This is a genomic window from Streptomyces sp. HUAS TT11, from assembly GCF_051553595.1.
GTDB lineage: Bacteria > Actinomycetota > Actinomycetes > Streptomycetales > Streptomycetaceae > Streptomyces.
In genome coordinates, this window is record NZ_CP196184.1 from 6213955 (window position 1) to 6228110 (window position 14156).

At 70.2% G+C, this 14156-nt stretch carries 9 protein-coding genes and 3 tRNA genes; 5 read left to right on the forward strand and 7 right to left on the reverse strand.

The features are described 5' to 3' along the window. Window positions 1-35: 35 nt before the first annotated feature. Both ACSHXN_RS27620 and ACSHXN_RS27625 read right to left on the reverse strand, forming a co-directional pair. Window positions 36-1481, reverse strand: a complete 1446-nt coding sequence (locus ACSHXN_RS27620; RefSeq protein WP_355135036.1) for an FGGY family carbohydrate kinase — start codon at window positions 1479-1481, stop codon at window positions 36-38. Window positions 1482-1598: 117 nt separating this feature from the next. Next, window positions 1599-1904 (reverse strand): YtxH domain-containing protein, encoded by a 306-nt coding sequence (locus ACSHXN_RS27625; RefSeq protein ID WP_355135034.1) that lies wholly within the window; start codon window positions 1902-1904, stop codon window positions 1599-1601. Window positions 1905-2069: 165 nt separating this feature from the next. On the opposite strand from ACSHXN_RS27625, the gene ACSHXN_RS27630 reads away from it, so the two are divergent. From ACSHXN_RS27630 to ACSHXN_RS27645, 4 genes are all read left to right on the forward strand, one after another. Further along, a tRNA-Asn gene (locus tag ACSHXN_RS27630) sits at window positions 2070-2142 on the forward strand. A 5-nt stretch (window positions 2143-2147) separates the two neighbouring features. Further along, window positions 2148-2220 (forward strand) — tRNA-Asn (locus ACSHXN_RS27635). Window positions 2221-2386: 166 nt separating this feature from the next. Then, window positions 2387-2460: transfer RNA gene (locus ACSHXN_RS27640), tRNA-Ile, on the forward strand. 286 nt (window positions 2461-2746) lie between these two features. Beyond that, entirely contained in the window at window positions 2747-3670 is a 924-nt protein-coding gene (locus ACSHXN_RS27645; protein WP_355135032.1) for an alpha/beta fold hydrolase, read from the forward strand. Between the two features lie 33 nt (window positions 3671-3703). Here the strand turns inward: ACSHXN_RS27645 and fxsT are convergent, their stop codons facing one another. The 4 genes from fxsT to fxsBH form a co-directional block, all read right to left on the reverse strand. Further along, window positions 3704-7639 carry an FxSxx-COOH system tetratricopeptide repeat protein gene (gene fxsT / locus ACSHXN_RS27650; protein ID WP_355135030.1) on the reverse strand — a complete coding sequence of 1312 codons (3936 nt, stop codon included), beginning with the start codon at window positions 7637-7639 and terminating at the stop codon, window positions 3704-3706. Next, window positions 7636-8952, reverse strand: a complete 1317-nt coding sequence (locus ACSHXN_RS27655) for a TIR-like protein FxsC (RefSeq protein WP_355135028.1) — start codon at window positions 8950-8952, stop codon at window positions 7636-7638. The genes fxsT and ACSHXN_RS27655 overlap by 4 nt, the downstream gene beginning before the upstream one ends. A gap of 107 nt (window positions 8953-9059) precedes the next feature. Next, on the reverse strand, window positions 9060-9824 hold the full coding sequence (locus ACSHXN_RS27660) for an AAC(3) family N-acetyltransferase (protein WP_356113068.1): 765 nt from the start codon (window positions 9822-9824) through the stop codon (window positions 9060-9062). Window position 9825: 1 nt separating this feature from the next. Beyond that, window positions 9826-11991: a radical SAM/SPASM protein FxsBH, inactivated beta-hydroxylase extension form gene (gene fxsBH, locus ACSHXN_RS27665; RefSeq protein ID WP_438303968.1), complete on the reverse strand. Its 2166-nt coding sequence runs from the start codon at window positions 11989-11991 to the stop codon at window positions 9826-9828. Between the two features lie 565 nt (window positions 11992-12556). Between fxsBH and ACSHXN_RS27670 the strand changes: the two genes are divergently transcribed. Next, window positions 12557-13471 (forward strand): DUF4231 domain-containing protein, encoded by a 915-nt coding sequence (locus ACSHXN_RS27670; RefSeq protein ID WP_355135022.1) that lies wholly within the window; start codon window positions 12557-12559, stop codon window positions 13469-13471. A gap of 43 nt (window positions 13472-13514) precedes the next feature. On the opposite strand, the gene ACSHXN_RS27675 is transcribed toward ACSHXN_RS27670, so the two are convergent. Continuing rightward, a complete protein-coding gene (locus ACSHXN_RS27675) occupies window positions 13515-13982 on the reverse strand; it encodes a hypothetical protein (RefSeq protein WP_355135112.1) in 468 nt (155 codons plus the stop codon). Between the last annotated feature and the right edge of the window lie 174 nt (window positions 13983-14156).

Sequence of the window (14156 nt, forward strand, 5' to 3'; positions counted from 1 at the left end):
TACGACGCCGTGCGCGCCGTACGACGGAGCGCCGCCTAGGAGCGGAACGCCCCCGGATGCGTCTGCTCGCGGACGGACACGTACTGCTGGCGCACGGCCTGGCCCACCGCCAGCTCGTCGCCCGGGTCCAGGACCTGGGCGACCGCGCCCTGCCAGACCGGCGGGGTGCGCGGGTCCAGGGTCCCCTGCGACACGCCGAGGGACCAGGCCGCCTGCCGGGCCGCGCCGATCGCCGCGTAGTCGGCCGGCTGGGGTACCACGACCTGCACGCCGAAGAGCGCGGGCGCCGCCGCCTGCACGGCGGACAGCTCCGCGGCCGCGCCGAGCAGGAAGATCCGGCGCACCTCGACACCGCGTCCGCGCAGTACGTCCAGCGCGTCCGCGAGCCCGCACAGCATGCCCTCGAAGGCGGCCCGCGCCAGATGCTCGGGCTTCATCGACTCGCGCCGCAGTCCGGCCAGGGTGCCCGCGGTGTGCGGGAGGTTCGGGGTCCGCTCGCCTTCCAGATAGGGCAGCAGGACGAGCCCGTGCGAGCCCGGCGTCGACTTCATCGCGAGGTCGGACAGGCCCTCCAGGTCGGGCACGCCGAGCAGTTCGGCGGTGCCGCGCAGGGTGCGCACGGCGTTGAGCGTGGTCACGACCGGCAGATGCATGCCCGTCGCGTCCGCCAGTGAGGTGATCATCCCGGTGGAGTCGACAAGTGCTTCCGGGTGCACCGCCATCACCGATCCGGAGGCACCGAGCGAGACGACCGCGTCGCCGAGCCCGATGCCGAGGCCCAGGGCGGCGGCCATCGTCTCGCCGGTACCCGCGGAGATCAGCAGCCCCTCCGGTGTCGTCCCCGCCGCCTCGGACGGCCCCAGCACCTCGGGCAGCCCGGCCTGGTGCCCGAGCGCCAGCTCCACGAGGTCGGGACGGTAGGCGCCGGTCGCCGCCGACCAGTACCCGGTCCCCGAGGCGCCGCCGCGATCCGTGGTCCTTCTCACAGGCCGGCCGAGCAGCTGCCACACGAGCCAGTCGTGGGCCTGCAGGAGTACGGAGACGCGCCGCGCATGGTCGGGCTCGGCCTTGGCGAGCCAGCGCAATTTGGTCACGGCCCGAGCGGCCTGCGGCACACAGCCGACCGCCTCGGCCCAGGCCTGCCGTCCGCCGAGGGCGTCGATGAGGTCGGCCGCCGCGACCTGCGCCCGCTTGTCGCCACCGACCAGCGCGGGCCGCACCGTGGCCCCCTGGGAGTCGAGCGGGACCAGCGCGTTCTGCTGCGACGACACGCCGATGGCCTGCACGCCTTCCAGGAGGCCACCGCCGGCGGCTTCCCCGAGGGACAGCAGCCAGGCCTGCGGGTCGACGTCGGAGGGACGGCCGTCACCCTCCACCGGGTGCGGTGCGTATCCCTGCCTGAGCACGGCGCCCGTTTCCGAGTCGCAGACGACGATACGAGTGAAATCGGGCGAACTGTCCAACCCGGCGACTATCCCCATGGCGGAAATTCTGCCGTACGGAGGGGGTCGGGCGCGCCTCGCCGGGAGGAGTGGGGCGGCGCGCCCGGCGCGGCGGATGCCGACGGCCGGCCGGGCGGCGCCTGCGACCCGGGGCGATCAGGTGTTGCTGGTGCCCCAGTCGTCCTCGACGCTGCCGTTCGCGTTCCGTTCACGAAGCGAGCGGACCCGGCCCGCGACCGAGGCGGGCATGCGGTCGCCGACCTTGTCGCTCACGACGTGGAACGCCTTGCCGGCGATCTCCCGTCCCTGGTGGGCCGCGGTCTCGGCCGTGTTGCGCACGGCCGGGTTCTGCGCGACCTGGCGGGCGGACTTCTTCAGCTGCTCGTACCGTTCTCGCCCGGCCCGCGTGCCCAGCACGTAGCCCAGAACCAGCCCGGCGACGAACGTGAGCCGATAGCGCATGGCGGCCACCCTTCCCTTGCGTCTGCGTCGTCCCTTTGCGTGGGCGTCGGTCGTGGGGAGTACTGATTGGCGGAGCACCCCCCTGCTTGCGCTAATGTATGTGTCGCAGCGAGCGCGCGCTCCCTGGCGAATACCCAGGTAGGTACGTTCGATGCAACGATGCATTCCTCCGTAGCTCAATTGGCAGAGCAGCCGGCTGTTAACCGGCAGGTTACTGGTTCGAGTCCAGTCGGGGGAGCTCGGTCCTCCGTAGCTCAATTGGCAGAGCAGCCGGCTGTTAACCGGCAGGTTACTGGTTCGAGTCCAGTCGGGGGAGCGCTGAACGAGGGCCCCACAGGGGTCCTTTTTCATGTCCGCAGGAACCGTCGCCCGCTCGGTCGAGTCCTCAAGGTCATGTGTAGCCGACCATCCGAAGCAGGAGATCGTATGAGCGGCTATGCTGCGGCAGACGGCGCGCACACATGTACGCGACGCGCCGTAACGGGGCGGTAGCTCAGCCGGTTAGAGCAGCGGACTCATAATCCGTCGGCCGTGGGTTCGAGTCCCACCCGCCCCACCGCACGCTACGCGTGGAGAAGCGATGTGATCAGCGGATCCGCTTGTCACGCCGAACAAGTCTGGGGCCCAGGGACGGCTCCCGATGGCTTCGGCCGCCCGTTTCGCCGGATGTGTACCCGGTCGGGGGAACGCCGCCGGGGCCGTCCGCTCGGGCCCCTTCTCCGGCCCGCCCGGACGATCGCTCGCAAGGTCCGGCTGACCTGCTGATTCGTTTCGCAGTCAGGGACTTGGGGCAATCTTCTGGCAGCGTCCCGGTCCACGGACCGAGGGAGGGGAGCGCGACGGTGCCTGACCATGTGCGGACGGCGGACGGGCGTCGATTACGGGTGGACATCACGGGGGACCCGCACGGATGTCCCGTGTTCCTCCTGCACGGCATGCCGGGCAGCCGCGTGGGGCCCAGGCCCAGGTCGATGTTCCTGTACCAGCGCGGAGCCCAGCTCATCAGCTATGACCGTCCGGGCTACGGCGGCTCGGACCGCAAGCCGGGCCGCCGGGTGGTGGACGTCGTCCAGGACGTGGCGGTGGTCGCCGACGCACTGGAACTCGACCACTTCGCGGTGGTCGGCCGCTCCGGTGGCGCCCCGCACGCGCTGGCCTGCGCCGCGCTGCTCCCGCACCGGGTGACGCGCGCGGCAGCGCTCGTCGGTCTTGCCCCGCGGGACGCGGAGGGCCTCGACTGGTTCGCGGGTATGGCGCCGCACAACGTGGACGAGTTCCATACGGCGTTCACCGACCCGGAGCGGTTCGCGGCCCGCCTCATCCCACGGTCGGCGGCGATACGGCGTGATCCGGCCCGGCTGCTCGAGGAGTTGCGGCGCGACCTCACGGACCTCGACCGCTTGATCGTCTCGGACACCGCGATGCGCTCGATGATGCTGCGCAACTTCCGGGAAGCGCTGAGGAATTCGCCGTACGGGTGGATCGACGACGTGCTGGCGCTCACCGGGCCCTGGGGCTTCGACCCCGCTGACATCCGCGTGCCCGTCCTGCTCTGGCACGCGGCCAAGGACGTCTTCTCCCCCGCCTCCCACGCGTCCTGGCTCGCTGCCCGCATTCCACGCGCCAGGACGGTCGTCGACCCCACGGCAGCACATTTCACCGCCCTGCGGGCGCTGCCCAAAGTGATCGACTGGCTCATCGAGGACGTCGTCGTCCGACCCTCGGGAACGACCGGCCCGAGGGCGCCCCGTGGCGGCGCGTGGTGACGGCGGGGCGTCCCGGGCCGGGGTCGACGGCGGTCAGACGGCCAGCGGTTCGAGGTCGCGGTAGATGCGGCGGCCCTCCGACGCCACCTGGATGATGCCGTTGTCGTCGCCGAGCAGCCGGCGCAACTCGGCCAGCGTCTCCTCGCGCAGATGGCGGGCCTCGTCCGGGCGGCCGAGTGCCGCGAGGGTCAGGGCGAAGTTGGCGACAACGGCCAATGTCTCCGGATGGTGCTGGCCGAGCACGGTGCCGAGTGCGGCCATCGCCTTCTCCTCCAGTTCCCTGGCCTCTTCGAAGCGGCCCTGGTCCGCGAGGACGTTGGCGTAGTTGATCCCGCAGAACAGGGTGTGCGGGTGACGTTCCCCCAGGACTTCCGCCATGCGCGGCAGCACCTGCTGGAACACCTCCTCCGCCTTCGCGACGTCTCCGCAGCCCCAGTGGAAGATGCCGAGGTTGTTGAGCGCGGCCTGCGTGTACGGGTGGGCCTCTCCCGGCACCTTGACGTACTCGCTCAGCGCCTCCCGGGCCACCTCGCGCGCCGGCTCTCGCTCGTCCGCCGCGAACAGATCGGCGGCGAGGTTGAGATCGCAGGCGAGGGAGTCCGGGGTCGGCTTCGGGTACTGCGCCCGGTACTGGCCGCGGGTCGCCGTCGTGAGCCGCCGCGCGTCCTCGAACTGCCCCGCGCGGCGCAGCGAGACGGCGAGCGACTTGGCGCACCGCAGGGTGCCGGGGAAGTCCTTGCCCAGGATGCGCTTGTGCGCGTCGTACGTCCGGGAGAGCAGCGCCACCGACTCCGAGTAGCGGCCGACCTCACGCAGGTCGCGGCCGAGGCGCTCGGCCGAGGCCAGTGTGTAGGGGTGATCCGGTCCCAGGACCTCTATACGGCGGTCGAGGGTGTCCTGGTCCAGAACGCGTGCGTCGCTGTAGCGGCCGACCATGCGCAGCGCCAGCGCGAGGTTGTTGGCGGCGCTCAGGGTCCTCCGGTGCGACTCGTGGAAGATCTGGCTGAACCCCTCGTGCGCCTCGCGCGCGAGGTCCACCGCCGACCGGTACTCCCCGAGCGCCGCGAGATCACTGGCCAGATTGGAGGTCGTCACATACGTGTGCGGGTGCGAGGGTCCGAGCACCCGGCGCTGCCGCTCCAGGAGTTCGGTGTCGATCCCGCGGGCCTCCACGTAACGTCCCTGGGAGCGCAGCACGCTGGCGAGTTGGCACCGCAGATACAGGTACTGCACGTCGTCCTCGCCGAGCAGGTCCTTCCAGTGGGCGAGCAGTTCCTCGGCACGGCGCTGCGCGCCGGGGAAGTCACCGCGCTTCCAGAGGTAGCGGACGCGGTCGATGAGCAGTCGGCGGGTCGGGGCGTCGGTGCAGTTGCGGGCGTCGGAGGCGGTCAGATGAGGCCAGATGACGGCGAAGCGCGGCCAGGTCTCGGGGTCGTCGATGGGTTCGTCGCCGTCCGGGCGCGCACCGGCCAGCACGGTGTGCACGACGTGGCGGGCCTCCCGCTGCTCCTCCTCGGACAGCTGCGAGCGGATCACCGCCTGTACCAGCCGGTGGACCTGGATGCTGTTGCTGACCTGGTCGACCTTCGCCAGCGCGAACCGGCCGATCTCCCGGATGATGCGCCCGAGCAGCAGACTCTCCTGGAGCGAGGAGTCGTACGGGCGCAGGGCGTCGATCATCTCCTTGCTGTAGAGCAGGTGCGAGGAGATCGGCTCGGGGGCCAGGAAGGCGCACAGCTGGAGGAGCCGCACCGAGGCGGGGGACCGTTCCGCGAGCCGGGCGATGGAGATGTTCCATGTCGCCGCCACCGAGTGGGAGTAGTCGGCGGGCTGGTTGAGGGCCAGCACATCGGTGGTCTGTTCGGCCAGCTGCTGCAGGTAGTCCTCGATCGGCGTGGCCGTCTCGGCGAGCCAGGCGGCCGTCTGCTCCACCGCCAGCGGCAGGTCTCCCACCGCGTTCGCCACCTGGTCGGCTTCGGTCGTGGTCAGCCCGGAGGCCCTGCGCGTCAGGTGCTCCACGCTCTCCTCGCGCAGGAAGACCTCGATGGGTACGGAGGTTCCCTGTTGCGCCCAGGCCTGGTTGCGCGAGGTGACGAGGATGTGCCCGCCGCCGCCCTGGGGGAAGTAGCGGGTGAGCCACGCCGGGTCGTCGGCGTTGTCGAAGACGAGGATCCAGCGTTTGGTCGGCAACCCCCGGGCGAGCATCTGAACGGCTTCCTGGCCGGCCAGTGTCATGTCCTCGCCGCCGGGCGCGCCGATCCGGGCACCCAGTTCGGCCAGCGAGGCGACCACGTTGTCCTCGTGCTCGGCCGAGGTCCACCACACCAGGTCGTAGTCGGCCATGAAGCGGTGCACGTACTCGATGGCGACTTGCGTCTTGCCGACCCCGCCGAGGCCGAACAGGGCCAGCGGCTGCGGCACGACGCCGGACATGCTGCCGGCGAGGTCGTCGCGGACCCGGTCGAGGATGAGGTTGCGGCCGGTGAACGTGCTGTTGCGCAGCGGCACGTTCCAGTGCGCCGGCGTGTTGCCCGGGAAGCGCGGGCCGGTGGTACCGGCGTCGACCGGCTGGCTCGGCAGGCCGATGGCCCCCAGCAGTCCGGCGACGCACTGGGTCTCGTCCAGCCGATGGAGGTCGACCGGGTTGTGGTCGAGGTACGAGGTGAGCAGCCGGACCTCGTCGACGCGGAGCGGGATGACCGAACCGCTCGGGGTGTCCGGGTCGGACTCCGTCAGGGCGCGCCAGACCGCGTCGGCGTACCGGGACTTCTGGAAGGCGTTGGACAGGAGGACCACGGTGCGTGTTGCGGGGTTCGGGCGTTCGACGGGGCCTGCCGAGGTGTCGTGCAGGGTCACGTGGCAGCCGACCCGCTTCAGCAGGGCCTCGACCCAGTCGGCCCACATGCGGTTCTCCGCCGCGTAGGCGATGACGACGTCCGCCGTGCTCGTCATGGGCCGCCGCCGCAGGAACGCGTCACGGCAGCGCAGCCGCACCGGTTCGGGGATCGGCGGCAGGGACGCGATCTCGCCCTCGGAGACGACGGCGGTGAGGCGTTCGAAGGCGGAGAGCAGTGAGTTGGCCAGGCCGCTCTCGTCGCCGACCGTGGCCAGCGTCTCCTCGTAGGCGTAGTAGGGGCGGTAGGGGATCTCGATGTTGCCCCAGTAAGCGGTCTGCTCCTCCGGACTGAGATCGCCGTCGTCCGGTCCCTTGGGCAGCCCCTCGAACTTGAGCCTGGCCAGTGCCCGTCCGGCGTCGACCTTCTCCTTCTCGCCCTCGTCGATGCGCATCGGGACGGGAAGCACCCGGATCCTGCGCTTGCGGTAGCCGTCCTGGACGCTGCGGGCCACGGCGGCGGCGCCGTCCATGGACTGGTCGCTGAGGGTGAAGCAGTCCACGAGCACGTCCGGCATCTGGATGGTGCAGATGTCGGCGCTGTCCGACAGTCCCGTGCGGCTGTCGATCAGGACGTAGTCGTACGACGCCTTCATGCTGTCGCGCAGCGCGTCCAGGAAGAGTCCGCCGCCCAGCCGTTCGTAGAAGTTGTCCCACTCGAACGAGGAGACGGTGGCCGAGTAGGTGCGGTCCTGGCGGCCTGCGGACAGGAAGTCGAGCGAGCCGCCCTCCGCGAAACGCAGCCCGAGTCGCTCCGGCGTCAGCGAGATGGCGTGCTGCTCGACGTCCGCGTAGTCCACGTGCCAGGGTCCGGAGCGCTGGGCTCCGGTGGTCGCCGCCCAGGCGTACTCGTTGATGATGTCGATGACGCCGGTGGTGGCCGCGAGCGCGTTGGAGTCGAGGAACGGGTGGAAGAAGCGGTGCAGGCCCGGGGCTTCCAGGTCCCAGTCGACGGCCAGGACGCGTTTGCCGTTGGCCGCGAGGATCCACGCGGTGTTGGCCAGGGCCATCGTGCGGCCCGTTCCACCTTTGTACGAGTAGAAGGTGATGATGCGTCCGTCGTGCGCGGCCGTCATGCTTCTCCTCCGTTGTCGGGTCCCGCGTCCAGGTAGGGCGGCTGGTGGGTCGGGCCCATGAGTCGGGGCCGGGGCACGTGCGGGCCGGCGGGTGGATGGGCCGTCGCGTGCTTGAGGTACTGCCGGAACGTGTGCGCCACGACCAACGGGAGCACGTCGGTGAAGGCCTTGAGACTGGGGATGCCGTTGACGGCCATGCGGCAGTCGGTGCGCCGGCCCCGGTCCAGGATCATCGGCAGGGTGTTCTCCAGTTTCTCCGCCAATTTGCGTCCCTCCGCGCCGTGGCACTGGACGTCGGACCTGTTCCAGGGGACGACGGCGTTGACCCAGGGCCGGGCCTTGGAGTCGAACTCCGCGAGCCTGCGACGGCGTTCCTCGTCGGTGAGGACCCATCGGTCGACGAGCAGAATGCCGGGCCGTCCCGACGGTGCCTTGGCCACATCGTCCTCGTCGGTGTCGCCGGTGTCCTCGTCGTCGAAGGAGGAGACCGTGATGCGGTAGTCGAGGGACCGGATCAGCTCTTCGGCGAGGGTGGACAGCGGGCGGGTGCTCTCCGAGTGGTAGGGGTTCCAGTCCTGGGCGTCCTCACCGTACGGCCGGACGTCGCGGTGCTGGGGAAGGCTGTCGCGGGTGGGGGCGGCCACGGTCAGATGGATGTGGCGGGGCCCCTCACCACGTGGCTTGAAGGCGCTGGGCGTGGACTCGTACGGGCGGGGTCTGCTGGGCGGCAGCGGCGACTCGTGGGCGACCCGCACGATGCGCTGAGCGAGACCCAGCACTATCTCCTCGTACTCGTCGCGCAGTCGGTTGAGTTTGATGAGCCCGTATATCCCGTGCGCTGTGTAGCGTTCCCCGAAGGCGCCGTGGTCGATGTGGATATGCCGTACGGAGTCGGGAAGCTGGGCGTAGTCCACGCGTGTCCACAGGGCCGGGACGATGGCGGGGACATCGCCCTCGCCCGCGGCCCGGGCGCGCAGGATCCGCTCGTGGAAGGCGAACCACTCGCGCCCGCACATCTCACTGGTGAAGTAGCGCGGGGAGAAGAGCGGAACGAACACGCGGCAGGTGGCGAGGTTCTCGCTGAGCTTCTCCGGCCAGCCGTCCCCGGAGCGCAGTTCCCGGTCCATGAAGCCCGCGGGGGTACCGGCCGGGAGATCGGTCAGCGCCATGATGTGGTCGCACAGGTCCGTGAAGAGCACGTGCACCCAGTGGTCGGGGTCGCCGCCGCCCGATCCCCAGGGCGGCGTGTGGGCGTAACTCAGAAAGAAATACGGCCGGTTGTCCGACTCGCGACCCCGCTCGGATCCGTTCACACGCCCCCCCGCCAGTGGATGACCCGCGCCCCGCCGACGGTGTCATCCGGCCAGAACCAACAATGTGCACGACGACATGGCGGTACGTGTCATTGGTTTCACGTCATTCAGTGGCGATATTCAGACATCCGTGAACAGGCGAAGTCGACGGCGGGTCGCATGTCGAACAAGGTGACCCGTCTGCCTGCCAGTTCGCCCTGGGCCTGCACCTCCGGGGGAAGTCCGGCTCCGAGGGCGGCGAAGTCCGAGTCGTTCAGGGATGTGTCCTCGTACGAGACCCAGTTCCCCGGCTCGCCGACCACACAGTGGTACATGCGCCGTGGACGGGGCGGTGTCGTTCGGTACTCGGCGAGATGGAACGCGGTGCACACCTCGAACCCCACGCGCAGCAGCAGGATCTGGGCGTCGGCGTCGTACAGCCGGGCGAGCGGCGAGCGCTCTCCCAGCAGGCACTGCGGGTCGTGGTCACCGAGCAGCTCCGCCGCCCGCGGGCCGAGAGCGGCAAAGGAGGTCTGCGGGTGGGAACTGCGCACCGCGCCGGCGGAGGTGCGCACGCACTCGGCGAGCATTCCCATCGCCGGACAGGGAGTCGTGCCCGGATCGAACGCCGGCATCGAGGCCCGGTACTGCTCCTGCTCCCGTTCCGTCATGCCGGCTGTCAGCGCCCGATAGGCCCGTGAGGTGCGGGAGTTCTCCTGTGTGAAGGCGGGCACGACGAGGGTGCCGTCCGGACCCAGCGCACCGAGCAGGGCGTCGCGCACGGCGGTGGCCCGCAGCCCGCTGCCCCCGAGTGAAGCGTGCACCATGAGGACGCCGTTCGGGCGGACACCCGACTCCTTCAGAAACAGGCCGAGTTCATGGGAACCGGTCATGCTATCGGGTCCATTCGCGCCATTCGGACCACCACTGGCGTACCAGAGCCGCGCCGGTCCTGCTGAGGTCGCGCTCCGGCTCCGCGTCCAGTGCGGTGAGCGCGCGATGGGCCTCCTTCAGCGCGATCTCCCTGACGGCGGTGTCAGGCCGGTCGACCAGGTCCGGGGCGGAGGCGTCGGCGAGAGCCTCGGCGGCCTCCAGGAGCAGCCGGGCGGTCGGGCGACCGGGCACTGCGAGGTCCGTGGTCTCCCGCAGGGCCGTGTACCGGGCCCGCCGACCGAGGCGCGGCAGTTGCTGCGCGATGTCTTCCGGCTCGGCGTCCACGGCGACTCCCACGGCGCCGGGGGCGTAACCGCCGAGCTGGACGCCCGCGCCCCTCGCCAGCGGCGTCACCACCCGTGGCAGGAGCGTCTGCGGGTCGCTGCGCCATGCGGGCAGACGCTCGTCCAGGAGGTCGTGGGCCCGGCGGATGCGCTTGCCGAAGAGCTCGCGTTCATCGGAGGTCAGCGGCGCGTGGACTGCGGCGGGGAAGGCGTCCCGGAACGGGTCGGCGTCGTCCAGCAGCGGCCCGCCGTCGACGGAGTGCAGAGGGCGCCACAGAGGATGTTCGGTGGTGGCGGTGCGTACCTGCTCCGTTCCACCCGGGTGGCGTACCCGCATGCCGTCCGGACATGTGGTGACCTCGACCCGGCCGGGGCCGGGCAGGCGGAGCGTGCCCAGTGTCGGCAGGTGCAGCTGCCGGTCGTGCTGGTCCCAGGCCAGCGTCACCTCGACGTGTGCCCGCACGGCTGCCGCCGCGGTGAGCCGGCCGAGCCAGGCGGACAGAGTGCGGCCGCTCCCGGCCTGACGCAGCGCACGGCGGACGTACGGATGCGACTGCACCAGGTCCACCAGGGGTCCGGCGTCGGCGTCCTGGTCCAAGCGGGCCAGCACGTGCCAGGCGCTGTCCCAGTCCGTGTCGCCTGCGGCCCTGCTGTTCGCGTCTCTCAGCAGCTCGCGCGTCAACTCTGCCTGTTCAAAACGGAGTTCGATGCTGTCGTACACGGCGGGCGAGAGCTCCGGGGTGTACATCCGTGCTGCGACGCCGTCGACGAAGGCCCGCAGGTCCGCGCAGTAGACGGAGGGGTTGTCGAAGCCTCGTTCGGAGCTGTATCGGTGGGTGTAGAGCCCGCCTCCGCAGGACTCGACCACGGGGCAGCGCCGGCAGGTGTCGCTGAGGCCGTCGATGCCGAGCTGTCGCGCGCGCACGCCCGGGTGGTGTGCGAATTCCTCGAACGTGTGATGGAAGACGTCGTAGCCCGTGGCCGGGGCGCCGTCATAGGCCGCCTTCAGCGAGTCGGCCTGCTCGATGGCACCGTCGGTCTCCACGACCGCGAGTTCGGACGGTGCAAGACCCATGGCTTCGGTGAGGCTGGGGCCGCCGCGCAGGGTGCTCAGCACCGAGTCGAAGGTGCGCACCTCCATCGGGCGGCCCTGCTCCAGCCAGCGGTCGAAGATGCGCAGCAGCCAGTCGGCATACGGAGTAGTGGATTCCGAAAATCCCGGTGGGGGATTGTCCCAGGTGGAATGCGGCAGCAGGTAGTCGATTCGGGGCGGCTGTAAAGCCGTGAGTGCGTCGTGGACGGCGACCGGGTCGTTCTTGATGTCGACGGTGCACAGGATGCCCTGGAAGAGGTGGCGGTATTCAGGCGCCCGCAGACGCTCGATTCCACTCAGCACTCTTTCGTGACTGCTGCGCCCACGTCTGTCCAGCCGGTGAAGGTCGTTGGCCGCCTCGTCGCCGTCGAGTGAGATACCGACCTTGACACCGAATTCCCGTAGGACCTCCAGATGCCGTCCGCGCAACAGGACGCCATTGGTGTGCATGATGAGGTTCACCGTGGTGACGGGGGACAGGATGCGGGTGATTTCCGCGCAGATGCGCCGCAGTCGCTCGGGCCCCACGAGGAGGGGTTCGCCGCCGTGAAGAATCACTGCAACGGATTCGAGTCGATGTGCCGCCGCATAGGCGGAGAGGCGCAGGGAGACCTGTGTGACCGTCTCCTCGGAAATCACGACCGGTCGCGTCTTCCAGCTCTGGTCGGCGAGCTCGTACATATAGCAGTGATCGCAAGCGAGATTGCATCTGCTATGGATCTTCAGGACCAGTTCCTGGATTTGCGTCACCGAGACATACTACGGGGAGCCGGAGGCCATGATGACCTCAAGTGCTCACCCAAACAGGTGAGTTGGCGACTGGGCACCGTAACCGGGGCCCCCGACGATCGGTCCGCCGGGGAGCTCCGGGTCGTGCGCTCACCTACCGCTCAAAGCGCGGCGTCAAAGGCGATGGGCTTCTTCGAACGCCATCCTTCGGCGTCCGTCAGGCGACTCGTCGACCTCACCGCGGAAGTCTTGTCGGCGGCGGCGGAGGCAAGGGGGGTGAGGCGGCGAGCCGGTCGGGGTTCGACCGATTCGTGCTGGATCTTGGTGGCCGTCGAGTTCATGGCTTTCTCATGGCTCCAGTTCGGCTTGTTGACAGATCCAGCCCGTTTCCCGTCGCAAGGTAGGGATGACCGTGTGGGCGTTGGGACCTGTAGACGTCTGGAGACAGCCTGAGACCTGTTGACGGATGCTCTTGGCGGGAACGCTAACACGGTGGGCATGCAATCGCCCACCGGGGGTGTCCAAATGCTCCACTCGTGGAGCAGGATTTTTCCAGTTGTTCGCTTGCCGGCAGTCGGGGGAGAGCATGCGAGCTGGAACTCCGGGTCCCACCGTGACGTTGGGCGACGGCGATCTTCCGCCACTCTTTCGTGTCAGTGACCGAAGAGCGTTGGCCCGTCAGGGGGAATCCTTCCGCGCCGTCCGCACCCAACTGGTGGTTCTTCTCATGGCCGCCGCGGCCGCGATGCTGGCCGAACATCTCCACAGTCATATTCCGGCGGCAATCGCGGCCGTGCTGTACGCCCTGACCATCGTCATCGGCCTGCGCACCTCCCGGCGCCGCGCCCGCGCGCACTGGCAGGCGCACCGTGCGGTCGCCGAGCTGCTGAAGTCGCTGTCCTGGCAGTACATGGTCCACGGGGGGCCGTTCCACTCGAGGGTGGCCAATCCCGAGGCGCTGTTCGCGGAACGACTGGAGGAGCGGCTGCGGGAGTTGCGCAAGGTCGGGTGGGAGGACGAACGGAACGGGGCCGGTGCGCGTGGCGCCGGGCAGATCACGCCGGTGATGCGGGCGGTGCGCGGGAAGCCGTACGAGGTGCGCCGGGACATCTATCTGCGGGACCGGCTCCTGGAGCAGCACGCCTGGTACAAGCGCCGGGCCGCTCAGACCCACCGGTCCTCAACGCGCTGGTCCTCCGTCACGGCCGTGCTGTCGCTGCTCGCGCTCGTCGCGGCGGTGCTCCGGGCCGCGGGCGTCATCGAGGGCTGGGATCTGACCGGGTTGCTGAGCGCGGGCGCCGCGGCCGGAGTGGCCTGGCAGGAGGTGCGCCGCCATCGGCCGCTGACGTACGCGCACTCGCTCGTCGAGCAGGATCTGGAGACCCTGCGGATCACGATGAGTACGACCGTGACCGAGGAGCGGTGGGCCGAGGCGGTGGAACAGGCGGAGCGGCTGGTGTCGCCGCAGCACTCGGACTGGCTGGTCAAGTTCGGACATTGAGGCACTGCCGGGCGGCCTGTGACGAGAGCCGGTCGGTCGGCCGTCAGTCGCGTCCCACGCCGGGCTGCCACAGCACGGTCACCGGCACCCCGGTGCACCGCGCGTATGCCACCACGTCGCCGGTGCCGCCGGGGCCCCGGGCGGGGCGACCGTCCCAGACCGCGACCAGCCGGTCGGAGTGGTCGACGATCCAGCGGCCCGCCGCGTGGTAGGCCTCTTCGTGCGTGTCCTCGGCCGGCAGGTCCACCCGGGTTGCGCAGGAGCCGAGCAGCCGGCGATACGCGGCCCGCGTCTCGGCGTCCCCGAGATGCGCCTCGTAGTCCATCCCCGGGATCACGGCCGTGACCGGTACGCCGTTGGCCAGGGCGATGTCGGCGAAGAGCTGGTCCGCGCCCGCCGCCAGGCTGCTGAGGGCCTCCAGGCGGCCCTCGGCGCTGAGTTGCCGGCGCATGCCGGACAGCACGGACGGCAGGACGGCGGCCGGGATCGACCGGTGCCCGGTGACGCCGATGCGGGTGACCCGGGTCCGGGTGGAGGAACGCGGGGACGGAGGCGTCCGGGGCGCGGTGGTGAACCCTGCGGCGGTGTGCCGTGGGGTGATGGCGCCTCGCGCGGCGGCGTCGGTCGTACCGGTTCCGGTCACGGGTACGTCCTCCCCATCGCCGTACCTGAACACACCCCGGTG

Coding starts and splice junctions, on each gene's coding strand:
- ACSHXN_RS27620 (WP_355135036.1), bottom strand. CDS start 1,481: ATGGGGATAGTCGCCGGGTTGGACAGTTCGCCCGATTTCACTCGTATC.
- ACSHXN_RS27625 (WP_355135034.1), bottom strand. CDS start 1,904: ATGCGCTATCGGCTCACGTTCGTCGCCGGGCTGGTTCTGGGCTACGTG.
- fxsT (WP_355135030.1), bottom strand. CDS start 7,639: ATGACGGCCGCGCACGACGGACGCATCATCACCTTCTACTCGTACAAA.
- ACSHXN_RS27660 (WP_356113068.1), bottom strand. CDS start 9,824: ATGACCGGTTCCCATGAACTCGGCCTGTTTCTGAAGGAGTCGGGTGTC.
- ACSHXN_RS27670 (WP_355135022.1), top strand. CDS start 12,557: ATGCGAGCTGGAACTCCGGGTCCCACCGTGACGTTGGGCGACGGCGAT.